A 22,250-nucleotide genomic window follows, 5' to 3' on the forward strand; every position below is an offset into this window, starting at 1 on the left:
TTATGATTTTAGGTACGGAAATAGAAGAGTGGGTTTTGGATAAACTCTTCATCGGTTAGTGTTTTCAGAAATGCGATAATCGCTTCTTTTTCTGTTTGATTGAGCGGTATACCTAAGGTTGGATGCTGTTGAAGCAACGGGTCGAGGTTTTCCGTGTTTTGTACTCCGTTAGAGTAAAAATTCAATACAGATTGCAGCGAACCAAAACGGCCATCGTGCATGTAAGGAGCAGTAAGCGCAACATTCCGGAGGCTCGGGACTTTAAATTTATAGCGGTCGCGGGCAAATCCGGTAACGGTTTCCCTGCCCAAATCATTTAGATTAGGATTGGGTGGCAGGCCATTGTTGCGAAAGGAATTGTCTGTAAAGAGGTCGGTTTTGTGGCATGTGGCACAATTGGACTGGAACAGGGCACGTCCTTGTAATTCCTGGTTGTTGAGTGTTCCGCCGGGCTCATTGCGTACAAATTTATCATATCTTGAATTGGCGGAAATCATCATCGTCATGAACTGACCTAATGCCTTAAGCATGTTGCCTGAACTGACTTCCCTGTTTTCGAATGCCTGTGCAAACAGCTTGACATAGGCAGCGTCCTGTTTGAGTTTGGACACAATATTTTCCAGCGTTTCATCCATTTCTACGGGATTGTGTATGGGTACTATCGAAAGCATTTCCAGACTGTTGGAAGCCCCATCATAAAAATATTCGCTTTGAAAAGCCATGTTCTGTACAGCCGGAGCATTCCTGATTCCGGCAAGGTTGTCAATGCCATGGCTGAAATCGTGCCCATGATGCGTAAAAGCCGATGACTGTTCATGGCAGAAAGAACAGGAAACGGTTCCGTCTCTCGAAAGCCGTCCGTCATAAAATAATTTCCTTCCAAGCTCAAAACCTTTTTGTGTTGGGAAATTACGGCTGATGTCCTGAGCTGTTTCGGGAAAGTTTGCCGGGACAATAAAATCCAGCGGCTGGTTGATTTCAGTATAATTGCTATCATCATCCTGACATGAGAATATCGATAGCAGTATCAGAAAGAGTGCTATTCTTTTCATTGTATAAGTTTTGCTTGGAGTTTCCAGATTAGCATACGGAGACTATCCGGCCCTGTAACTTATTTAGGGCCGGATTCCTCTTTTTTAGATTAGAAATACGGTGAATTAGTGGTGGGTTCCGGCACCATTGTGCACGTGGTCTACCGTAAACATCTTTTTAGTATTTTCCGCAATACTGATGAGGTTTTCTCCTCCCATAATGCTGGCTGCCGTGCCGGCCGGATTCATGTTCAGGCGTAATGCAATCTTATTATCACCGTCCAGAATAACATTCGCATCGCTTTTGAGGTGGATGTTTGGCATTTCTCCTGTTCTGACACGTGCTGTGGTTGGAAGGTTAAGGGTAACTTCTCTATAGTTATCGGTAGCGGTATTGCTTCCCTGATGCACCATAAAGTTTCTGGAAACACCATCGCCTCCGGCGGCAGTAAACGTTCCCTCAAAATTGATGAAGCGATATCCTGTAGACCAGGTCCAGGTCATATTATTGGCGGCTGCCAGGTCCCAAAAGCTTTGCTGTGCAGTTTCGCCCTGCAGGTAGCGTTGCTGGTCGACCCCAATACCGAATATGATTTTTTTATAATCGCCTACCGGTACGTTTTCTAAGTGAACTGTAAAAGTTCCGGCTTCTTCGCTGATAATAAAGTAGCTGTCGTCTTTTGGATAGGTAAACTGACTGCCATCTTCTTTAATGAGTACAAAGTTGCTCACGATATAATTAAAACGTTGCAGTTTCAGGGTTTCGCCATTAGAATTGGTATAGGAATTTCCAAGCGTCAGTGCATCGCCTGACACGCCATTATCAAAAAATAATTCCACGTCGCCAAAAGTTCCCTCTACGGGTTTGCTATCGTCATCACTGGAACAAGAAGTTAGAAATAGGGTAAATGCAATACATATTGCGATGTTTTTTAGATATGATTTCATGATGTTTTTTTAAAATTTGATATAAGAGTATTGGCTCCGCAAGTTTTTGCGGAGAAAAAAGAGAAAAGTCCATAAGCAGGCACTTTTCGGAATATCAAAAATTAAAAAACGGGAGGGCGGAAGATAGACCTGCCATCCAAGTGACTGTACAAATTGGAGTAGAAGGTGTTGGAACTTTGGTTGGCCAAAGGGCTTTTTACAGGAACGAGTCCGAAATCAAGTATTTCCTCAAAAAACAGGATATGGCTTTCGGAAGTCATAAACCTTTTTTCTTTGGGCTGATCGCTATCGTCCTGAGAAGATTTGGCAAGCTCCTTCATCAGATGACACTTACCGTTACATTTCATTTCGGGCTTGTCTTTGTTAATACAGAGCACCGTTGCGATGTAATCGTAATTAATGGCATATTCGATGACTGGAAGCACAGGCTTCAGGAGCATAAACAATGCGAATATGGATGCCATTTTTTTCACAGCGCAAATTTACGGAAACACAATCAAATAGTGTAGGCTGTTACTTGTTTTTATTTGTTAAATAAGCAAAAAGATATTGTATTTTTTTCTTTTTAAATTATCAGAACATAATTTCGCCGGAAATGTACTTATACCAAAAAAAGGGCTGCCATACAGCAGCCCTTTAATCATACAAAATGGTGTGTGTTATTGTTTTATTATTGTAGTATTTTTTGTGATTCCGTTGCTGGTTATCTGAACCAGATAGGGGCCGGCAGGTAGTTGAGATAAATCAATACTGCCGTTTTTGTCATTGATTTCTTTAGAAACTATAGCTTGTCCCAAAGCATTATAAATCCTGACATCTGTAATAATCTGGTCATAAGCCAGATTTACTATATTCTGTACAGGGTTTGGATAGGTTTTAAATTTATCTGTTTTAAACTCAGGAGTTGTTAATGAAGTGCTCCATGCTGAAATGGTAAAAGGTTTTTGGTCATCATTACCAATTTCCCATACTCTAATGAGGAGTTCTTCTCCGGGATATCCGTTTGTGATACTGATTCTGGAATTTACTTCTGTTGATGATATATTGTCATTACATGCTATCATTTCTATTTCACCATCGCAAGTTCCATAATAGGCGGCCAAACCAGAGTCGAAAGGTGAATTTGTAGAATTTTCCGGATCACCGGTTTGTATATGGAGTTCACCATTTGGAGGTATGATTGTTTTAAACCATACATCTCCACGACTATAAACAGCACATGTTGGTAGAGGGTAATAATAAAAATCAGTAGCTCCTACAGTGGTAGAATTGATTATTCCTTCCTCCATACTGGTTGCAATTGTCAAACTTATTGCTCCTGAACAATTATCATTTATTGGTGCGGGAGGAAGTGTTCCTATGCATAATTCAAACGTATCAGTAGTTGATCCGTAGCTAAGTACTCGTACTAAATAGGTATTCCCTATTGTGAGTCCATGTGGTATTTTGTCACCCTGGAGGGTTGTTTGAGTCGTTACCCTGAATCTGTTGGATTGGCAATCTTCGGCATATTGGTAGACTTCACAGTCAAAAGCAGATGAATTAATTTTAATTTGGTGGTATGGGGCAGTAGCTATAAAAGAATACCATACATCACGCGGTGCAAATTGACTATTTGGATTTGTTTCGTCAGTAGCATTTATTAAAGTACCTGTAGCTTTTATGGTACAGGACAAATCCGTATTAACGGCTAACGGAATAGCATTGGCACAATTGTCATTTTGAGGCCTCTGTTCAGTGGTGACGCAGATGACAAAGGAGGAAGAGCCAACGGAATCAATTGTTGAACTGTATACCCGTACATAGTATGTGTTTCCTATAGTTAACCCGGAAACAATATCTTCATATAGATTACTCCTGCCAATGGAGATCATCTGATTTCCACATGAACCATTCAATATTTCCAACACAAGGTCAGTTTGTTCTCCTGCTACATTCATTAGTTTTATTTTATGTGATGTTGCAGTGGCAATAAACATGTACCACACGTCATCGTCTGGTGTATTGGTTCCGTTACCAACCTGTGAATTGGTGGCACCTGTTATTGTTCCTGAGGCTGTTTGCGTACAAGAAGCATTTGGGTTGACTGCAAGACTTACAGCATTTTCGCAGTTGTCATTTGCAGGAGGCGGAGGCGGTACTGCGACACAAATGTTAAAGCTAGTGTCGACGTTTACACCTTCATAACTGCTAAAAACTCTGATATAATAGGTTTCTCCAACCACAAGTCCTGAAATTTTATTGGATGATCTGTTGCTGGAATAGAGGCTATGCAATTGACCTCCACAGCTTCCTTGCATTATTTCATAAACCAGAACGGGATTTCCTACTATGTCCAGAAGACTAACTGTGTGTGAAGTTGATGTTGCTACAAAGCTATACCATACATCATCATCAGGAGTACCCAATGAATTATCCCCTTCCCAGGAATTTGTGGTATTTGCAATAGTTCCGGCTGATTTTAGCGTACAGGAAGAATCAGAATTCATGGCAAGCGTAATCGCATTTATGCAATCATCGTTGACTGGTGCAGGTAAGGGAATTCCTATACAAATATCAAAAGTTGATGTCCTCACTTCATATTGAGGATTATTGAATACTCTTATAGAATAAGTTGTTCCTATAGTAAGTGATGGAATTGTTGCAGACCCGGACAGAGAACCGCTAATACTTCGCAATTGTCCGCAAAATCCTTCTAAAACTTCAAATCGAACAGCTTCCTGATCCGGACCGGTTGCATTCAACAACTCTATTTTATGGGATGTGGCGGTAGCTGTAAAACTATACCATATATCATTAGCTATCCCTGAAATATCACTGTTTTCGTTTGAAGCCGTGGCACCGCCTAATGCGCCAGAAGTAGTTAATGTACAGGATTCATCGGTATTTACAGGAAGCGCTATTGCATTAGGACATTCGTCATTACTGGGTACTGGAAATGTTCCGACACAGATGTCAAAAGTCGTTGCAATAGGCACTCTGAGACCACTAAAAACCCTTATATAATAGGTAGTTCCGGGAACCAGATTGATACCATCACGTGAATCGTTATTTATAAAAAAGATACCTACAAATTTGCTGTTCAATTGATCACAATTTCCTTCGAAAAGCTGAAGTCCAAGCGGAGGTTCAGTAACGCCATAATTTTGTAGGCTTATCCTATGATTTGGCTTTGTTGCGGTAAAAGAGTACCATACATCTTCACTTGGTAAAACATCCTCAAAACTTCCGGAACTTGTAGCGCCTATAAGATGCCCTGAAGTTACTGATGCGCAGTTTAGGTCAGGATTTACGGTTAAGTCGATGGCAGTAGAACATTCATCATTTGTTATAGGAGGAGGCGTACTGATACAAATATCAAAAGTAGTTGGAGAAGGTCGAAAAGTGAAGATTCTGACATAAAATGTCGTACCTATGGCCAATCCCGTAAGAGGAACAGAATAGTCAGGACTGAAGGTTAGAGAGGTGAGCTGCCCACAATTTCCAACAAGAACCTCAATATAAGGACGGATATTACTTCCCTGCACATTATGCAGGCTGATTTTATGATTGGTAGCAGTAGCTGTAAATACATACCATACGTCGTTATTGGGAATATAACCACTTATGCCACTTTCCACATTGGATCTTGTAGCTTCAGAAAGTGTTCCGGAAGTTTTTAATGTACACGAAAGACCTGTATTTACATTGAGTGGAACCGCACCAGTGCAATCGTCATTAGCCGGTGCCTGTGCATTTGTGTGATAGCTGAAAAAAATAAAAGCTATCAAAGAAAAAATAATTTTATTCATTTGATGTTTGTTTTTTGTGAACGTTCTGATAACAAAAACGATCGGGTTAGTGGAATTTGTAACTTGTGTAATTTGTTTTCTTATCATGAATTGATGAAGAAACCAGGCGTAAAATGAAAGGGTGTGGAGTATTAGATAATAAATGGGCGTAAATTTGCTGATTCGTTGATTCTAAATCAATTGCAAAGTAGTAACTGGTCGTTTTAAGGTATAACTGGTTTGTTATTTAGTATAACTGGTTTTTACGAAGCGTTCTTGGATGGATATTAAAGCACTGAAAAATGTCATTCGCTCATAATTTAAATCTGCTAAAAAGTAAAATGGGCTGTCACATTTTGTGACAGCCCATTTTTTCAGATTACCTAATTGGAGAAATTTTTCGGCCATTTCTGGAGGCCCAAACTTACTTTTAGACAATTATCCCTTTTTTTTTAATATTGTAGATGAAATTATTATATTAAAAATTGTTTTTGATGTGAAATATTCTATGATTTAAGATTTTACTCTTTATTTTCAAGTTCCAGGAGCATCTGTATATTGGCTCGTTTATAAGGGGAATTTTTTCTTTTAATCTCTTTAAATCCCAGCTTGTAGTAGAGATTAATGGCAGGTTCCAGTTGCGTATTACTTTCCAGGTAGATTGTTGTAGCTTTGTTTTTAGCAGCCCAATCAATCACAAATCTGCCCAACAGCAGTCCAATGCCTTTTCCCTGTGCTTTGGGGCTAACGGCCATTTTCGCCATTTCATAATCAAAATCTTCCTGCATTTTAATCATAGCACAAACGCCTACAGGTTCATCATTCAAAAGGGCTATAAAAATTTCACCTCCTTTGTCAAGTATGTATTCTTTGGGATGGTCTAATGCGATAGTATCTGCAGCTTCAATTTCAAAATACTTTGAAATCCATTCGGTATTTAAGGATTTGAAAGCTTCCTGGTATTGAGGCTCATAAGTGACAATCCTGATAGTTTCTGTTTCTTTGTTTGTATTCATTAAGGGAGTTTTATCTATTTTAAATACTGTTCTTTATTAGTTTTCCTAATTTTTCCAGGTCGTTTTCTACACGATCAGTCCATTCCAGAGCATAATTCAAACGCATGCAATTATTGTATTGGTTGTATTGGGAGAACATTCTTCCCGGAGCAAAATTAATCTTCTGGCTTCCGGCTACATCATAAAGGTCTTCGGTACAAATGCGTTTGTCCAATTCCAGCCATAACATAAAACCTCCTTTAGGTTGGGAGATTTTGGTATTGTCCGGGAAATAAGCTTCAACGGCACGTTGAATCTGCAGGTAGTTGGCATATAGCTTGTTTCGGAACGTGCGAAGATGGTGGTCATAACGGCCATGCTCTAAAAAATCGGCAATAACATCCGAATAAAGTGACGGATTGCAGACAGTCTGTACCAATTTTTGCCGTATAATTTTATCTTTGAATTTGCCGGGAGCAATCCAACCCACGCGATAACCGGGAGCCAGCGTTTTAGAAACAGAACCGCTCCACAGCACAAGTCCTGCTTCATCATAAAACTTGCAGGGTTTAGGGCGTTCTGCACCAAAGAACAAATTACCGTAAATATCGTCCTCAATTAGCGGAACATTATATTCTGTAATGAGCCGTACCAATTCTTTCTTATTCTCATCAGGCATCTGGAAGCCCAACGGATTATTAAAATTGGTTACAAAACAACAGGCTGCTATGTCAGGAAGCACTTTTTTTAAGGCATCCAGGTCTACGCCAAAAATAGGGTGGGTAGGAATTTCGACTGCTTTTAGTCCGAGCAATTGTATGGCCTGCAGAAATCCGAAATAAACAGGACTTTCTACAGCTACGGAATCGCCTGGTTTGGTTACGGCCATCAGCGCATTGTAGATGGCATTCATAGCACCGGAAGTAATGACAAGGTCGTCTTCGGTTATTTTTCCTTCCAGAACGAGCGCCCATTTTGCCACTTCGCGGAGCAGATGCTCGTTGCCTTGTACGGGCTCGTAAGCAGTACCGCCATCATTTCTACGACGAACAGTATTGATGAGGCTTTTATTTAATTTAGCTAACGGGAGAAAATTTTTTCCCGGAATTCCCAACGCAAACTGAGTAAAATCAGATTTGGCAATAGTACCGAATACTTTGTCAATCAGGTCTTCCGGGGTTTTCTCTTTTTCAGTACTGCTAATTTTAGCCACAGTAGGCAGGGCAAGCTTGCGTTGCGATGTCTTACTGACATAATAGCCTGATTTTGGCCGTGATTCAATCAGCGAACGGCTTTCGAGTTCCAGATAGGCCTGCTTGGCAGTATTGATACTAACATTGTATAACTTCTGGGCGCTACGTATCGATGGCAATTTGTCTCCCAAACGCAAAGTATCGCTTTGAATCTGCTCTTCAATAATTTTGGCAATCTTCAGGTATAGCGTTTCCTTGGGTTTTTCTGCATGGTTTCTTTTTTTTACACTGTTAAAGTTGTGATTTAGTTGAGCCATTGCAATATTTTGTTTATCATGTTTTTTAATTGCTCAGGACTGCGATAGTTTCCGTTATCCTGTTTTTTAATATAGTCGGTAACGAAAGATACGAAGATTAATTTTTCTTCATCAGTCATTACAGGCTCACTATTATAAATATTAAAATCAATTTCATCTTTTGAATTAAGGACGAAACTGGCAAAGGCTACAGTTTTGTTTTCTTTTTTGGCTATTAAAAAGGGTACACCAAAGGCAGGAGTAATATCTCGATTTTTTGGGAACGCCTGAAAGAAAATTGTTTTTAGCGGTGCTATATCGGAAAGGTATACTTCAGCAAATTGAAGTGTTTCCTGATGTGTTAAGGGCGTTTCCATGATTTCTCGCGTCTAATTGTTAGAGTAAAGGTAGATAGGTTTCGGATTTGGTTACAGATACAGAAATATGTTTTTTAATGGGTACAGATGGTTGAAAATTTAGATTTCAGATTTTAGATTTAGGATTTAAGGTTTGTGATTTAGGATTTTGTAGTATTGTTTCTAAAAATACTTGGTATATTTGTTTTTACTTAACTTAAAAACAGTGAATTATGAGAAAAACTTTACCCTTCCTTGCTTTATTAGCAAGCACTTTTTCTTTTGCACAGGTTACTATCGGTTCCGGAACATTGACAGATAGTAATGCCGGGCTTTCAACGCCCATTTCGATTTATTATTCCACTTCGTTGGCACAGATGATTTATATGGCTTCGGAGATTGGTACGGCGGGAACCATTACATCTATTGATTTTAAAGTCAACAATACCAATTCGTTAGTTAATACAAACGGCATGATTGACGTATGGATAGGACATACCACAAGGTCATCATACAATCCCGTGGTAGGTACTTCCGGAGCCGATTGGATTAGTATTGCCGGACATAGCCAGGTAGTGGCAAATGGTACTTTTACGCAAACGGGCACCACGATTACATTTACGTTTAGTACTCCTTTTGCATACAACGGGACAGATAATCTTGTAATTACTGTAGATGCAAATAAACCTGGCGATGATGGAAACACAACGTTGTTTTACCAGATTCCTGCAACAACAAACATCACTTCCTTAATGATTCGGACAGATACCGCGGCTGATAATGCCGACCCGTTTAACCCGCCATTGAGTTATACCGGAGGAACTATAGCTACTTCAGTGCAGGCTAAGAGAACACGTCCTATAATTGTCCTGAATGGTCTTGTTTTAGGAGTTGAGGAACATGGTTTGGAAAGCGCTATTTCTTTGTACCCGAATCCGGCAACCAACGGATTGTTTGTGGCTTCGCAGAATAAAGTAACATAAGGAGAGGTTTACACTATGACCGGACAATTGGTACGAAGCGTAACGATTGAAGAAAATAAAATTCCGATAGGAGATTTGTCATCCGGCGTTTACCTTTTAAAACTTCGTATGGAAGACGGGCAGATTCTTGATAAAAAATTTGTAAAACAATAATCCGTAAGATGGAAAATCTGAAAATCCCTTTGATTTCAAAGGGATTTTTTTATAAAACCTTCTTTTTCCTAAACATCAGATATAATGCTATATACATCAGGATGCTTGGGAATATTCCCATAAAAAGAGATGCGAATAATTTGTTCAGGTCAGAAAGCGCCGCTTTTGAGACTTGATGGAATATTATTTCGCCATAAGGTTGTGATTTCTGAACCAAGGAACTGATGAGATTCCATCCAAAATGGAGGCCTAATGGCAATAATATGGTTTTTGATTTAACAAAAGCAATTCCCCATACATAGCCGGCCAGTGAGGTGATTAAAAATATATAAAGCATAGGAATGATTTCGTTTCCAAACATACCGTAAGAAAACCAATGATAAATGCCAAATGCAGCAGCAGAAATAAGTGCCGCTTTTTGAATGCCTGTTTTATCTGTTAAAATATAGAGAAGAATGCCCCTAAAGATAAGTTCTTCGGTGAGAGCGGATATAAAAAAGTATTGGATTGCTTTTCCTAATAAAGAGAAATTGACAGAGTCGTTCAACTTCCATTCAGCAGAAAAAATACTGCTTTCAATAAGACAATTGAGCAGAACCAGAACCGAAACAAACAAAAAACCGCCGCTAAAAAGCAATATTCTGTTACGATTCGGCATAAGTCCGATGGCATCAATAGGTTTTTTACAATAAAAATAACCCAGGCCAAAGGTTGACAGTAACAATAGCATTAATCCCAGCATATAAGCAAATTAAAGTGATGATAACCTGGCAAATTTATATTTTTGTTTTTCAATAATCTTACGCCATTTTGATATGGCGTCCAAATGACGTCAGCATGTTTTATGATAAAAGCAAAATTGGAGAATCAATAAAATTGCAACGAATAGCCAAAGGATGGACACAAAGCCAGCTTTCGGAACGTAGCGGTATAGGCTTAAGGTCTATACAAAGAATAGAAAATGGAGAAGTAAACGCTCGTTCCTATACGCTTGCAAAATTGCAGGAACAGTTGGATATCCGTTTTGATGAAACCCATACAATAGCCATAAAACAAACAACGGATTTTGCTAAACGAAGTTTTACTAACTGGCGAACCTCGAAGATAGCCCTGTCCTATGTGACGGGATTTATTATTGCAATCATATCAGGAAGTTTTCTGGTGAATTCTGCGACATTTCCGGAAACCCATTTTGAATTGTTTGTATTTCTATGTTCTCTGGCTATTATTTATAGTGTACTCTTGCTATACATATGGAGAAAAAGCAAATAGCTTCCTTAAAAGTTAAACTTCTCAGAAACCTCTTTTAAAATTATTTTTACGATTGTAACTTTATAAGGCTGGCCATTGGGCTATTAATTGTAACTTATGAAGAACAAGCTACTGGTATTTAATGATAAAGGAATCTACTGTGCCCAGGCCGATGTATATCTCGACCCGTGGCGACCGGTAAAAAATGCAATTATTACCCACGGACATTCTGACCACGCGCGGTTTGGACACCGTTACTACATCACACATCATTACAATATTCCCATATTAAAGCACCGTTTGGGCGACATTGTTGTAACCGGAAAGGAATGGGGTGAAACCTTTACAATTAACGGGGTCACTTTTTCTCTGCATCCAGCCGGACACATTATAGGCAGTTCGCAGGTAAGGGTAGAATACAAAGGGGAAGTATGGGTTTTTACCGGCGACTATAAGACGGAAGATGACGGGATTTCTACTCCCTATGAAGCCATCCGTTGCCATACGCTTATTACAGAAAACACTTTCGGACTTCCTGCATTCCGATGGCTTCCGCAAGCTGAAGTGATGCAGGACATCAATACCTGGTGGGCACAGAACAAGGCAGAGGGAAGGACTTCTGTATTGTTTGGCTATACATTGGGGAAGGCCCAGCGATTGCTCAAATATCTGGATTCGGATATAGGACCCATTTATACGCATGGTGCCGTTGAAAATATGACGGAAGTATTGCGGACTATAGTCGATTTCCCGCCTACCATCAGGATTACGCAGGAAACTAAAAAAGAAGCATTCCCCGGTAGTATGGTACTGGCGCCGCCCAGTGCACACGGAACCGTATGGATCCGAAAGATGACTCCCTATGTGACGGCAGCAGCCAGCGGTTGGATGGCCTTTCGCGGAGCCCGAAGACGCAGGGCAATCGACAAAGGTTTTGTGCTTAGTGACCATTGCGATTGGCAGGGATTGCTGGAAAGCGTCAAGGCAACCGGAGCAGAACGAATAATCTGCACGCATGGCTACAGCGATATTTTTAGTGCTTACCTTAGGGAATTAGGATATGATGCAGTGACCGAAAATACGCAATACGAAGGCGATGAAGAGGAAATTTCTGTTGGAAATGAAAAGGATGCCGAAAAAAAAGAAGAGCTATGAGAAACTTTGCAGCACTCATTAAAACACTCGATAGTTCGAACAAGACTTCAGTCAAGGTGGAGGCATTGACAGAATATTTCCTGCATGCCAGTGACCCAGATAAGGTGTGGACCATTGCGCTCTTGTCGCATCGCAGACCTCCGAGGCCGGTCAATACAACCTTACTCCGGTTATGGGCTTCAGAGCTGGCAAACATTCCGTTGTGGCTTTTTGAAGAATCGTATCATATAGTAGGTGATTTGGCTGAAACCATTGCCCTGATTATACCGGATAGCAAAGAGCATTCTGAGAAAAGCCTGAGTGAATATGTTGGCGAAATGATTGCATTGAAAAGTAAAAGCGAAGCTGAAAAACGCTTATACCTTCATGAAAACTGGCTAATGCTCAATTACTACGAACGCTTTGTCTTTACAAAATTAATTACGGGCAGTTTCCGTATCGGGCTCAGTCAGAAATTAATGACCAGAGCATTGTCCAAAGCAGTAGGCATTGATGAAGATGTACTGGCCTATAAGCTGATGGGAGATTGGAATCCTCAAAAAATTACTTTCCAAAAGCTGATACTGGAAGAAAAAAGCCAGGACTATTTATCCAAACCTTATCCGTTTTATCTGGCTTATGCCATCGAATCGGAACCTGAAAATTTAGGTGATGTCCGTGATTGGAGCATAGAGCATAAATGGGATGGCATCCGGTCGCAAACCATTATCCGATACGGAGAAGTTTATCTCTGGAGTCGGGGTGAAGAATTGATTACGGACAAATATCCCGAATTTCAGGCATTTGTGAATGTATTGCCGGATGGAACCGTAATTGATGGTGAAATCTTACCCTATAAGGATGGCAGAATTGGAACTTTTGGAGACTTGCAAACGCGTATTGGCCGCAAAACAATTACTAAAGCATTGCTACAGAAAACGCCGGTTATTATTAGAGCATATGACCTTTTGGAATGGCAGGGAAAAGACATCCGGAACCATCCGTATGAAGAAAGAAGGCAATTGTTGGAAGAACTTTATGATGCCGTAAAAGATTTGGGCTTGCCGTTGCAACTTTCGGAGCGTTTTGATATGGAAAGCTGGGAGGCCGTAACCAAAGAAAGAATGAAAGCAAGGGAATTGAATAGCGAAGGTCTTATGCTGAAACGTAAAAAATCACCCTATCTGGTGGGACGTAAAAAAGGCGATTGGTGGAAATGGAAGCTGGAGCCGCTCACCATTGACGCGGTGCTGACCTATGCTATGAGAGGAAGCGGACGAAGGGCAAACCTGTTTACGGATTATACTTTTGCACTATGGCAGGACAAGGAAGACGGCTCACGTGAACTGGTTACTTTTGCCAAGGCGTATTCCGGATTGACAGATGCCGAATTCAGGATGGTGGATGATTTCATTAAGAAAAATACGTTGGAGCGTTTTGGTCCGGTACGGAGTGTGACGCCGGCACTGGTTTTTGAAATCGGTTTTGAGGGAATTGCACTTTCATCAAGACATAAAAGTGGAATTGCAACACGTTTTCCCCGTATTTTAAGATGGCGTACTGATAAGAAGATAGAAGAAGCAAATACGATTCAGGAACTTAAAAATATGATACGGTAGTAACAGCAAAAATGAACAGGGAGGTACTTTTTGATATAGCAAAGACATGGTTTTCAGGCAAAGGATGGACACCGCATACTTTTCAACTAAAGACCTGGACTGCCTTTTTGCAGGGAAAAAACGGACTGCTGAATGCTCCTACAGGCAGCGGTAAAACTTATGCATTGTGGATGCCGGTGGTACTTGATTATATTAAAAAAAATCCTGAATATAAGACCCGCCATATTCCCGGTTTAAAAGCAATATGGGTCACGCCGCTTCGGGCACTTTCTGTTGAAATAAAACAGGCGGCGGAACGTGTTGCAGACGATTTGCAAACGGGGTTAACGGTAGGCATTCGTACAGGCGATACTTCTGCTACAGAAAAAAGCAGGCAGAAAACCAAAATGCCCGATTTGCTTGTAACGACACCGGAAAGCCTGCATCTTATGCTGGCTACCAAAGGATATGAGGCTGTTTTTAAAGATTGTACCGCTTTTATTGTTGATGAATGGCATGAATTGTTGGGAAGCAAACGCGGGGTGCAAATAGAACTGGCGCTTTCAAGATTAAAGACTGTAGCGCCAAAGCTCCGTATCTGGGGAATATCGGCAACTATCGGCAATCTGGAACAGGCCATGGAAGTATTGCTGGGACCTGAATCGGAAGCGTTTCAAAATAAGGAATTGGTCAGGGCACACATTGAGAAAAAAATAAAAGTCATCTCCATTATTCCGGATAAAATGGAGAGTTATCCGTGGCGCGGACACATGGGATTGCATCTCATTGATGAGGTGGCTAAGATTATCAAAAACAGCCGGACAACCCTCATATTTACCAATGTAAGGTCTCAATGCGAAATATGGTTTCAGGCTTTGCTGGAAAAATATCCTGAATTTGCAGGCGAAATGGCGATGCATCACGGAAGCATTAGCCGCGAAACCAGACAATGGGTAGAGCAGGCCATACGTGACGAACAGCTCAAAGCAGTGATTTGTACGTCAAGTCTTGACCTTGGAGTAGATTTTGCTCCGGTAGAAACCGTAATCCAAATTGGCGGACCTAAGAGCGTTGCGCGTTTTCTGCAACGTGCCGGACGTAGCGGGCATCGCCCCGGACAAGAAAGTGTTATTTATTTTCTGGCAACGCATGCTATTGAGCTGGTGGAAGCCTCAGCCTTAAAACGTGCCGTAAAGGAAACCGTCGTAGAAGATAGGATTCCTTACTTGAACAGTTGGGATGTTTTGGTACAATATCTGGTTACGTTGGCGGTATCTGACGGGTTTTATCCTTCAGCAATTTATAAAGAAGTTAAAAGTACTTTCTGTTATCAGGCCATGACAGAATCGCAATGGGCATGGATACTTAATTTTATTACCAAAGGAAGTCAGAGCCTTGAGGCCTATGACGAATACAAAAAAGTTGAAATAGAAGAAGACGGGCGTTTTAAAGTAAACAGCAGAAGCGTTGCATTACGCCATCGCATGCAGATGGGAACCATAGTGGGTGATGCTGTGATGAGTGTCAAATTTATGAGCGGTGGCTATATCGGCAGTATTGAAGAGTCGTTTGTATCAAAGTTATATCCGGGTGATGTGTTTATTTTTGCCGGTCGGAAATTGGAACTGTATCGTACAAAAAATATGGAGGTTTTAGTACGTAAGGCCAATCCATCTGCCAAAGCACAGCATGCCAGTTGGATGGGAAGCAGAATGACACTTTCTGCACAAATGGGTGAGCTTATAAGAACCGAATTATATGCCGCAAACAATGAGAAGGCTTCACCGGAACTCCGCGCACTTAAACCTGTTTTTAAGCAACAGCAGAAGGAATCTGTTGTGCCTGCTGCCGACGAGTTTCTGATTGAGACTTTTAAAACACGCGAAGGACATCATATTCTGTTTTATCCGTTTGAAGGTCGCTTCGTGCATGAAGCCTTGGCAAGCCTGATAGCGTACAGGATAAGCCTGCTAACGCCTATTACTTTTTCGCTGGCTTATAATGATTATGGTTTTGAATTATTGAGTGATAAACAGATAGATGTAAGGGAATTACTTGACAACAATTTGTTTACACCCGAATATTTGCATGAAGACCTTCAGAAAAGCCTTAATGCTACTGAAATTGCCAGAAGAAAATTCAGGGATATAGCCGTAATAGCAGGATTGGTTTTTGCAGGCTATCCCGGCAGGATTATAAAAACGAAACACTTACAAAGCGGGTCGCAATTAATTTTTGAAGTATTTCGCGATTATGAACCGGATAATTTGTTGCTACAGCAGGCCTATAGGGAAACTTTTGAGCACCAGTTAGAGGAAGGCCGTCTGATTATGGCTTTAGAGCGAATTCAAAACCAGCAGGTAGTCTGGAAACAATGTGAAAAACCGACTCCTTTCAGTTTTCCTATCATCACAGATAGGTTGCGGGAACGATTGTCAACAGAAACTCTGGCAGAACGTATCAAGAAAATGACAGCCAGTTATATGAAGTCCAATTAGGAAATAAAGAAGAAGGATGATATTAGAAATTGAAATTAATAACCATGAGTTTGTACTCCACAACAGCGGTGCCCTCTATTGGAAAGGACAGGAAATGCTTTTGGTTTCGGATGTGCATTTGGGTAAAATTTCGCATTTCAGAAAATACGGTTCGGCGTTGCCTACCCAACCAATCTTTAAGAATTTCAGTAAGCTCGATAAGCTTGTGGACCATTTTGCCCCGCAAAAAATCTGTTTTCTGGGTGATTTATTTCATAGCTCAATGAATAGGGAATGGCTTCTTTTTGAACAATGGAGAAACCGTACAGCTTTGCCAATCGTATTAGTAGCCGGTAATCATGATATTGTTGACCGTAAAAAATACGAAGAACTCCATATTCCCGTAGTAAACGAATGGTTGCTGGATGGTTTCCTGCTTACCCATTTTCCGGAAGAACGCGAAGGCTTGTATACTATTTCCGGGCACATTCATCCTTCCATAGTACTTGCCGGAGAAGGTCGGCAGTTTTTAAAACTCCCTTGTTTTTTTCAATCGCCATTCCAAATCATCCTGCCTGCTTTTGGTGAATTTACAGGAACATTCGCCATGGAATTACGGCAAGGAGACACGGCCTACGTGCTCACAAAAGAAGAGGTAATTGCGATAAGTAAACAGTAAATTAAAACTTTAAGTTTTTCTATTTACTTGTCTAAAAGTCAGGTTGATTCTTGGTAATACTTCTTTTGTTGTTTTAGGAACCTGGTGTTGCCAGAAACTATTGGTGGTTCCTGCCATGAGTAAGAAAGAACCGTGGTGTAAAGGAATTTCAACTTGCGGAATATCTGTACGGAATTTGTGCCGTAACCGGAACATTCTTGTTGCTCCAAAAGTGACGGAGGCAATTATGGGGTCTTTGCCTGAATTTCCTTCCCTGTCGCTATGCCAGGACACGCCATCTTTGCCATTGCGGTACAGATTGAGCAACACACTGTTAAAGTTCAGTTGGGTTTCAGATTCCACTCTTTTGCGAATAGCCAATAGTTCGGGTGTCCAGTCAGGACCATTCACGTCTGCTCCGACGTTTTCCTTATCTTCATACCAGGCAATCATTCGGGGTGCGGTTACTACTTTATCATATATTTCCATTTCATATTCTCTCCATTTTGTTTGATGGAGCAGGGTGGTGTAATAGAAATCAGATTCTTCTTTAGTGAAAAAATTATCAATTAAAAGCAATTCCGTATCGGGCAGGTCAAATATTTTTTTGCCTCTGTTGCCGCTAAAAAATAGCTCAGTATCATTAAAAAGTGCCATAATGTTTTTGAGGGCAATTATTTCTTTCTTTTGGCTTTGCCTTCGGAGCCGGACGGGATGTCAAGACTATCGTGTCCTCTTTCTAAATTCTTTTCGCGTTTTTCCTGCGCTTCCTTTGTCGTTTTGATGTCTTTTGAAGTCTCCTTGCTGGAAGGACTTATGCCTTTCGAATGTCCGGATTCAAGATGTTCTTCAGCAGGTTTTTGATTGTCATAATCAATTTCAGGCTTTTTTTTGCTTGAAACTTTTGGGACCGGAGTTTGATTTTTACCTTTCATAGCGTTGTTTTTATAACTTTTCGTATCATTAGCTTAGTTACAAATTTCCGTTATTTGTCTTGCAAAGGTGTTATATCATCTCCAAGAATGCTTATAAAGTTTGTTTGGCTACCGTTTTTTACATACAATCAGATAAAACGGATAGTTTTCCGTAATCTCCCTGATTTCAATTAATCCGGCTTCTCCAAATTCTGACTGTATGGATTCCGGGTCGTAAAAATACATCTTAACTCCTTCAAAAATTTCGTAACGGTCTTTGCTGATAAATTTTCCGGAACCATAGGTATGCGCTTTTTTAGAAATAGCTGTAAAGACCATATATCCATTGTTTGCTAATTGTTGAAAGCAATCCTGAATCAGTTTTTTTCTTTCCTGTTCGTCCAGCAGATGGATGAGTGCATGACAATAAATTCCATCATATAGATTGGCGTCAAACGGCATATCGGTTACGGAACCATGGTGAATAGTGATGTCATTTCCGTAATGCTTTTTAGCCAATTTAATAGCCGTTTTTGATATTTCTATTCCGGTTACATCTATTCCGTTTTCTCTGAAAACCTGTGCATTTCTGGCATAGCCAATGCCCGGAATGAGTATCTTTTTGATTGCATTCTCTACAAAAAGATTTTTCGTCAGAAGGGCTGAATTTGCAGGTTCCAGTCCCCACATTTCGCGTTTTTCGCTAAAATTTGTTTCCCAAAATTCTGCCATAATAACTCGTTTATTAGTTATAACAAAAATAAAGATAATTCATTTAATGCAATTATGTCGCAATAATTTTTTTGGCAGTGGCTAAGGTATGAAGTTGCTAAGTTGCTGAGGTTCTGAGGTACTAAGGCACTGAGGTTATGTATGTTGTTTAAAACACAAGTTATTAAAAATAGATTTCCGGTCGTTCTTTCATATTGGTATGGATTCTTTGAATCCTGTGTAATTCTTTGAATCTGTGACTGAATTAAGAAAGTTTAAGACTCGGGAGTTAATTTATGTAATTAATTTCCAGAATTAAAAGGCAGGTCAACAAAAAAAGTGGTACCGCAGGAGTTATTGTTTTCAAACCAGATTTTCCCATTATGGGCTTCTACAATCTGTTTTGAAATGGCCAATCCCATTCCAAATGGCTGTTCGCCCGCAGTGCCAGGTCTTTTGGCCTCCGTAAAAAGGTCAAAAATCTTTTCACCCATTTCAGGAGGTATACCAATACCTTCGTCTTTAACCAAAATGCGTATTTTTTGTTCTTTCTGTGTCATTTTAATCTTTATCCTGGCTCCGTTAGGGCTAAACTTGATGGCATTGGCAATCAGATTACTGATGACCCTCCACAGTTTTTCGCGACTTGCATTTACTATTGCGGTAACAATTTCCAAATTGAGCTGTTGTTGCTTTACATCGGCTTTGCTTTTTAGCAGGGCCACACAATATTTAAGCATTTCTGCGATATCAACGGGCTCTTTTTTCAACTGCTCGCTGCTAAATTGTAGCTGTAACAGGTTGTCGACCAAATCCAGTGAGTTTTGTCCTGATGTTTTCATCAGTTCAAGCATGGTTCTGTCTTCTTCAGACCTGTCAGGTTCTTCGAGCATCATAGAGGCAATAGCATGTATTCCGCCTATGGGATTGCGAAGGTCATGCGCCACAATACGTATCATACGGGTATTGTCTGCCTGGCTCTGCTCCAATGCGCTTAATGCCTTTTTCATCTGGCTGTTCTGCCGATTGGTACGTTTTAAATGTTTACGAATGGAAATAATCATTGAAATGGCCAGAACAAAAGCAATACACGCCAATACAGACAAGGCTAACTGGTAGTTATACCTGCTTTCCAATGATTTTATCTCTTCATCTTTTACGGCGTAATCAATATAATCTATTCCCGATTCCCGGCTTAGTGCCGATTCCTTATCGTGAATTTCAATTAGTTTCTGACTATATTCGGCCGCGGCTGCATAGTCTTTGCGGGCATTATAGATTTCAAACAGTTTCCGTACTAAGATTTCGCTATAATACAGATAGTCGTTATTTTCAGCAATAGCCAAAGCCTGTTTATAGTAGTGTATGCTCTGTTCTGGGTCTGTTGCTTCCAGTTGCTGGCCCATATCAATATGCATATCCATTGACACATAAAATAATTTTTTGTCAATGGCAGTTGAAATGGTTTGTTTCAGCAAGGCCAGCCCTTCAGCACGATTGCCATGCTTGATAAGGTCGTCTGCAATAAGCTGGTCAATGGCAACCAGCGTACGTTCGTCTTTATATTTGGCAGCAATCTTTTGGGCTACATTGATATAATAGTGGGTTGAATCCCTGCTAAAATGGTCCGGATAAGACAGCAAATAGTTATAAATAACCAAAGACCTGATGGAATCGTTACGGAGCTTTTCGGATTGCCTGAAAGCCAAATCATAACGGCGCAAGGCACGGTCGTCTTTGCCCATTTCCTGATAAACCATACCAATATTCATCAGGGATTGCACACAATTCGTAGCATCGCCCAGTTTTTTATATCTCGTATAGCCCTGGTTATAATATTTTAAAGCCAGTTGAAAATTGCCTTTAATGTCAAAAAAAACACCCAAATTGTTCATGGCATCGGCGCTGCCTTGCTCATAATTATGACGGTTGGCAATTTCGCGGGCCATTCGGGCATAATAAAAAGTACTGTCGGCATTTTTTTCATAGAGCAACATTGCCATTCTGTTCAGCCTATCAACATATTGAAGGCTATCACTGATTTTAGGAAGGGAAGCCTGGATTTTTTTTAATTCAGAGGACTGAGCAAAGCTTAGGTTCCAAGTTAGCAACAATAAACAGAAAAAAGATAGTTTTTTCATATGGCCTTGATTTGGTAGAGTCGGGGAACTATACAGGCTAATATAAGCATTTATTCTATAAATAAGATACCAAAAGTCGTAATGGAGGAATATTACTTATTTTATGAAGTGAGTACCTAATTTCTTACTTTTGGATATAGGAAATTTTAAGCTTTGCAACTTTACATTTTTACGTGAAAATAGTTGCCGGCAATAATCAATGGAACAGTTATGCAAAACCGTTTTTCAGACCAAAATAAGACTCTTTCCCATTTCTATGATGAGGTTTGGGTGGTTTGTCCTGCATGTGGTAAAAAAGCTGTGGCTAAAGCTTTTGCTGAGAATAAATCCACCCGATTGTATTGTTCCAACTGCGGTTATATTAAAGAAGCCTCAATGGAAACTTCAATAGCAGGCCAAAAAGCGATTCTTAGATGGGCCGCACACAATTATTTCGATGTGGAACTCTGGTTGCAATATCCGTTTAAAAACGATGTGTTTTTTGCTTATAACGACGAACATCTGAATTATCTGCAACAGTATATTTCCGCAACCCTACGTGAACACAAAGACCGCACACATTTCACCCTTTTGGAAAAACTCCCTAAATTTTATCATGAGGCTAAAAACCGTAAAGCCTTACTTACCATCATTAAAAAACTTGAAAAAAAATAGTGAAGTTGGAAGTTGAAGGTTGAAAGTTGAAAGTCGAAAGTCGAAAGTTGAAAGTCAAAAGTCAAAAGTCAAAAGTCAAAAGTCGAAAATCAAAAATCAAAAATCAAAAATCATAAATCATAAATCAAAATTATAGCTTATCCACTGTTCACCATCCACTATCCACTACCAACTATCCACTAAAAACTATTATAAGAAGCTTTTCACCCAATCCTGAAACTTAATCTTATACGTTTCGCCTATAGGAACGATGTTTTTTTGGATAAACACCCTGTTACGTTCAATGGTTTCAATCTGGTCCAGCCTGATGATATAAGATTTGTGTACTCTCATAAAATCAGATGCAGGTAATTTTGCTTCAAACTCTTTGAGCGTATCGAGCACGATAAGTTTTTCACTCTTTAGATGCAAATACAGATAATCTTTTAAGCCTTCAACCAGCAGTAAATCGTTCAGGTTTATTTTTACCAGCTTGCCATCGGTTTTTATGAATAAGAATTCATCCGGTTTTTCTTCGGTTTTAGCCACTATTTTTACAGTGGGAGCCGGTTTTTCCTGGGCAAGGGATTCTATTTTCTGTATGCATTTATAAAAACGGTCAAATGAAATAGGTTTTAGTAAATAATCGACTACATTATGTTCGTAGCCTTTCAGTGCATATTCGCTATAGGCAGAAGTAATGACAAACTTGGTCTTATTGCCCAGCATTTCCATCATCTGTATGCCTGTAAGTTCCGGCATTTGTATGTCGATAAATAATACATCAATGGTTGTTTGGGCTATGAGTTCCAGTATTTCAAACGGATTGGTTGTAGCTTTTACCAATTCAAAACTGGAAATTTTTTCTACATATTTTGACAAGAGCGCCACTGCCATGGGTTCATCGTCGAGGATTGCACAGCGGATGGTTCTCATAGTGTGATGTCTAATTTTACGTAATACATGTTTTCTTTTCTGGTAATTTCTAATGAATGCCTGTCAGGAAAA

21 protein-coding genes are annotated in these 22,250 nt (G+C 40.1%); 8 read left to right on the top strand and 13 right to left on the bottom strand.

Annotation, left to right across the window (positions count from 1 at the left end):
• Window positions 1-8: 8 nt before the first annotated feature.
• From ASG38_RS01925 to ASG38_RS01955, 7 genes are all read right to left on the bottom strand, one after another.
• Entirely contained in the window at window positions 9-1,052 is a 1,044-nt protein-coding gene (locus ASG38_RS01925; RefSeq protein WP_056066349.1) for a cytochrome-c peroxidase, read from the bottom strand.
• A 105-nt stretch (window positions 1,053-1,157) separates the two neighbouring features.
• The gene (locus ASG38_RS01930; RefSeq protein ID WP_056066352.1) at window positions 1,158-1,979 is read right to left on the bottom strand and encodes an MbnP family protein; all 822 of its coding nucleotides are present in this window, start codon (window positions 1,977-1,979) and stop codon (window positions 1,158-1,160) included.
• Window positions 1,980-2,080: 101 nt separating this feature from the next.
• Window positions 2,081-2,443, bottom strand: a complete 363-nt coding sequence (locus ASG38_RS01935; RefSeq protein ID WP_235498546.1) for a hypothetical protein — start codon at window positions 2,441-2,443, stop codon at window positions 2,081-2,083.
• A gap of 195 nt (window positions 2,444-2,638) precedes the next feature.
• On the bottom strand, window positions 2,639-5,770 hold the full coding sequence (locus tag ASG38_RS01940) for a T9SS type A sorting domain-containing protein (RefSeq protein ID WP_162239636.1): 3,132 nt from the start codon (window positions 5,768-5,770) through the stop codon (window positions 2,639-2,641).
• A 500-nt stretch (window positions 5,771-6,270) separates the two neighbouring features.
• A complete protein-coding gene (locus ASG38_RS01945) occupies window positions 6,271-6,765 on the bottom strand; it encodes a GNAT family N-acetyltransferase (RefSeq protein ID WP_056066357.1) in 495 nt (164 codons plus the stop codon).
• 19 nt (window positions 6,766-6,784) lie between these two features.
• The gene (locus ASG38_RS01950; protein ID WP_056066359.1) at window positions 6,785-8,254 is read right to left on the bottom strand and encodes a PLP-dependent aminotransferase family protein; all 1,470 of its coding nucleotides are present in this window, start codon (window positions 8,252-8,254) and stop codon (window positions 6,785-6,787) included.
• Entirely contained in the window at window positions 8,242-8,610 is a 369-nt protein-coding gene (locus ASG38_RS01955) for a hypothetical protein (protein ID WP_056066362.1), read from the bottom strand. Before ASG38_RS01955 ends, ASG38_RS01950 begins: the two co-directional genes overlap by 13 nt.
• 212 nt (window positions 8,611-8,822) lie before the next feature.
• Between ASG38_RS01955 and ASG38_RS01960 the strand changes: the two genes are divergently transcribed.
• Complete coding sequence (locus tag ASG38_RS01960) at window positions 8,823-9,572, top strand: hypothetical protein (RefSeq protein ID WP_056066365.1); 750 nt, start codon at window positions 8,823-8,825, stop codon at window positions 9,570-9,572.
• 15 nt (window positions 9,573-9,587) lie between these two features.
• Window positions 9,588-9,725, top strand: coding sequence for a T9SS type A sorting domain-containing protein (locus tag ASG38_RS17315; protein ID WP_082482128.1), 138 nt, complete (start codon window positions 9,588-9,590; stop codon window positions 9,723-9,725).
• A gap of 49 nt (window positions 9,726-9,774) precedes the next feature.
• Here the strand turns inward: ASG38_RS17315 and ASG38_RS01965 are convergent, their stop codons facing one another.
• Window positions 9,775-10,467, bottom strand: a complete 693-nt coding sequence (locus tag ASG38_RS01965) for a CPBP family intramembrane glutamic endopeptidase (protein WP_056066368.1) — start codon at window positions 10,465-10,467, stop codon at window positions 9,775-9,777.
• A gap of 95 nt (window positions 10,468-10,562) precedes the next feature.
• On the opposite strand from ASG38_RS01965, the gene ASG38_RS01970 reads away from it, so the two are divergent.
• The 5 genes from ASG38_RS01970 to pdeM all read left to right on the top strand — a co-directional run bounded on the left by ASG38_RS01970 (window position 10,563) and on the right by pdeM (window position 16,864).
• Entirely contained in the window at window positions 10,563-10,997 is a 435-nt protein-coding gene (locus ASG38_RS01970; protein WP_056066371.1) for a helix-turn-helix domain-containing protein, read from the top strand.
• A 96-nt stretch (window positions 10,998-11,093) separates the two neighbouring features.
• A complete protein-coding gene (locus tag ASG38_RS01975; RefSeq protein ID WP_056066374.1) occupies window positions 11,094-12,131 on the top strand; it encodes a ligase-associated DNA damage response exonuclease in 1,038 nt (345 codons plus the stop codon).
• A complete protein-coding gene (locus ASG38_RS01980) occupies window positions 12,128-13,729 on the top strand; it encodes an ATP-dependent DNA ligase (protein WP_056066377.1) in 1,602 nt (533 codons plus the stop codon). Before ASG38_RS01975 ends, ASG38_RS01980 begins: the two co-directional genes overlap by 4 nt.
• An 11-nt stretch (window positions 13,730-13,740) precedes the next feature.
• Window positions 13,741-16,206: a ligase-associated DNA damage response DEXH box helicase gene (locus ASG38_RS01985; protein WP_056066380.1), complete on the top strand. Its 2,466-nt coding sequence runs from the start codon at window positions 13,741-13,743 to the stop codon at window positions 16,204-16,206.
• Window positions 16,207-16,222: 16 nt separating this feature from the next.
• Entirely contained in the window at window positions 16,223-16,864 is a 642-nt protein-coding gene (gene pdeM, locus ASG38_RS01990; RefSeq protein ID WP_056066383.1) for a ligase-associated DNA damage response endonuclease PdeM, read from the top strand.
• Between the two features lie 9 nt (window positions 16,865-16,873).
• On the opposite strand, the gene ASG38_RS01995 is transcribed toward pdeM, so the two are convergent.
• The 4 genes from ASG38_RS01995 to ASG38_RS02010 all read right to left on the bottom strand — a co-directional run bounded on the left by ASG38_RS01995 (window position 16,874) and on the right by ASG38_RS02010 (window position 20,609).
• Entirely contained in the window at window positions 16,874-17,500 is a 627-nt protein-coding gene (locus ASG38_RS01995; RefSeq protein ID WP_056066386.1) for an alpha-ketoglutarate-dependent dioxygenase AlkB, read from the bottom strand.
• Window positions 17,501-17,517: 17 nt separating this feature from the next.
• The gene (locus ASG38_RS02000) at window positions 17,518-17,778 is read right to left on the bottom strand and encodes a hypothetical protein (protein WP_056066389.1); all 261 of its coding nucleotides are present in this window, start codon (window positions 17,776-17,778) and stop codon (window positions 17,518-17,520) included.
• A gap of 108 nt (window positions 17,779-17,886) precedes the next feature.
• Window positions 17,887-18,489, bottom strand: a complete 603-nt coding sequence (locus tag ASG38_RS02005) for a bifunctional 2-polyprenyl-6-hydroxyphenol methylase/3-demethylubiquinol 3-O-methyltransferase UbiG (protein WP_056066392.1) — start codon at window positions 18,487-18,489, stop codon at window positions 17,887-17,889.
• Window positions 18,490-18,770: 281 nt separating this feature from the next.
• A complete protein-coding gene (locus ASG38_RS02010) occupies window positions 18,771-20,609 on the bottom strand; it encodes a tetratricopeptide repeat-containing sensor histidine kinase (RefSeq protein WP_056066395.1) in 1,839 nt (612 codons plus the stop codon).
• 210 nt (window positions 20,610-20,819) lie between these two features.
• On the opposite strand from ASG38_RS02010, the gene ASG38_RS02015 reads away from it, so the two are divergent.
• Window positions 20,820-21,263, top strand: a complete 444-nt coding sequence (locus tag ASG38_RS02015) for a hypothetical protein (protein ID WP_056066748.1) — start codon at window positions 20,820-20,822, stop codon at window positions 21,261-21,263.
• Window positions 21,264-21,452: 189 nt separating this feature from the next.
• Here ASG38_RS02015 and ASG38_RS02020 read toward each other — a convergent pair whose 3' ends face one another.
• A complete protein-coding gene (locus tag ASG38_RS02020; protein ID WP_056066399.1) occupies window positions 21,453-22,178 on the bottom strand; it encodes a LytTR family DNA-binding domain-containing protein in 726 nt (241 codons plus the stop codon).
• Window positions 22,179-22,250 lie beyond the last annotated feature (72 nt).

Source organism: Flavobacterium sp. Leaf359 (assembly GCF_001423985.1).
In the GTDB taxonomy this organism is placed as follows: Bacteria; Bacteroidota; Bacteroidia; order Flavobacteriales; family Flavobacteriaceae; genus Flavobacterium; species Flavobacterium lindanitolerans.

Excerpts from the sequence above, each read along its gene's own strand:
- ASG38_RS02020 (WP_056066399.1), bottom strand. The coding sequence starts at position 22,178 with ATGAGAACCATCCGCTGTGCAATCCTCGACGATGAACCCATGGCAGTG.
- ASG38_RS02015 (WP_056066748.1), top strand. The coding sequence starts at position 20,820 with ATGCAAAACCGTTTTTCAGACCAAAATAAGACTCTTTCCCATTTCTAT.
- ASG38_RS01980 (WP_056066377.1), top strand. The coding sequence starts at position 12,128 with ATGAGAAACTTTGCAGCACTCATTAAAACACTCGATAGTTCGAACAAG.
- ASG38_RS01950 (WP_056066359.1), bottom strand. The coding sequence starts at position 8,254 with ATGGCTCAACTAAATCACAACTTTAACAGTGTAAAAAAAAGAAACCAT.
- ASG38_RS01945 (WP_056066357.1), bottom strand. The coding sequence starts at position 6,765 with ATGAATACAAACAAAGAAACAGAAACTATCAGGATTGTCACTTATGAG.
- ASG38_RS01960 (WP_056066365.1), top strand. The coding sequence starts at position 8,823 with ATGAGAAAAACTTTACCCTTCCTTGCTTTATTAGCAAGCACTTTTTCT.
- ASG38_RS01940 (WP_162239636.1), bottom strand. The coding sequence starts at position 5,770 with ATGAATAAAATTATTTTTTCTTTGATAGCTTTTATTTTTTTCAGCTAT.
- ASG38_RS01995 (WP_056066386.1), bottom strand. The coding sequence starts at position 17,500 with ATGGCACTTTTTAATGATACTGAGCTATTTTTTAGCGGCAACAGAGGC.
- ASG38_RS01970 (WP_056066371.1), top strand. The coding sequence starts at position 10,563 with ATGTTTTATGATAAAAGCAAAATTGGAGAATCAATAAAATTGCAACGA.
- ASG38_RS01985 (WP_056066380.1), top strand. The coding sequence starts at position 13,741 with ATGAACAGGGAGGTACTTTTTGATATAGCAAAGACATGGTTTTCAGGC.
- ASG38_RS01965 (WP_056066368.1), bottom strand. The coding sequence starts at position 10,467 with ATGCTGGGATTAATGCTATTGTTACTGTCAACCTTTGGCCTGGGTTAT.
- ASG38_RS17315 (WP_082482128.1), top strand. The coding sequence starts at position 9,588 with ATGACCGGACAATTGGTACGAAGCGTAACGATTGAAGAAAATAAAATT.
- ASG38_RS02010 (WP_056066395.1), bottom strand. The coding sequence starts at position 20,609 with ATGAAAAAACTATCTTTTTTCTGTTTATTGTTGCTAACTTGGAACCTA.
- ASG38_RS01955 (WP_056066362.1), bottom strand. The coding sequence starts at position 8,610 with ATGGAAACGCCCTTAACACATCAGGAAACACTTCAATTTGCTGAAGTA.
- ASG38_RS02005 (WP_056066392.1), bottom strand. The coding sequence starts at position 18,489 with ATGGCAGAATTTTGGGAAACAAATTTTAGCGAAAAACGCGAAATGTGG.
- ASG38_RS01935 (WP_235498546.1), bottom strand. The coding sequence starts at position 2,443 with ATGGCATCCATATTCGCATTGTTTATGCTCCTGAAGCCTGTGCTTCCA.
- ASG38_RS01975 (WP_056066374.1), top strand. The coding sequence starts at position 11,094 with ATGAAGAACAAGCTACTGGTATTTAATGATAAAGGAATCTACTGTGCC.
- ASG38_RS01925 (WP_056066349.1), bottom strand. The coding sequence starts at position 1,052 with ATGAAAAGAATAGCACTCTTTCTGATACTGCTATCGATATTCTCATGT.
- pdeM (WP_056066383.1), top strand. The coding sequence starts at position 16,223 with ATGATATTAGAAATTGAAATTAATAACCATGAGTTTGTACTCCACAAC.
- ASG38_RS01930 (WP_056066352.1), bottom strand. The coding sequence starts at position 1,979 with ATGAAATCATATCTAAAAAACATCGCAATATGTATTGCATTTACCCTA.
- ASG38_RS02000 (WP_056066389.1), bottom strand. The coding sequence starts at position 17,778 with ATGAAAGGTAAAAATCAAACTCCGGTCCCAAAAGTTTCAAGCAAAAAA.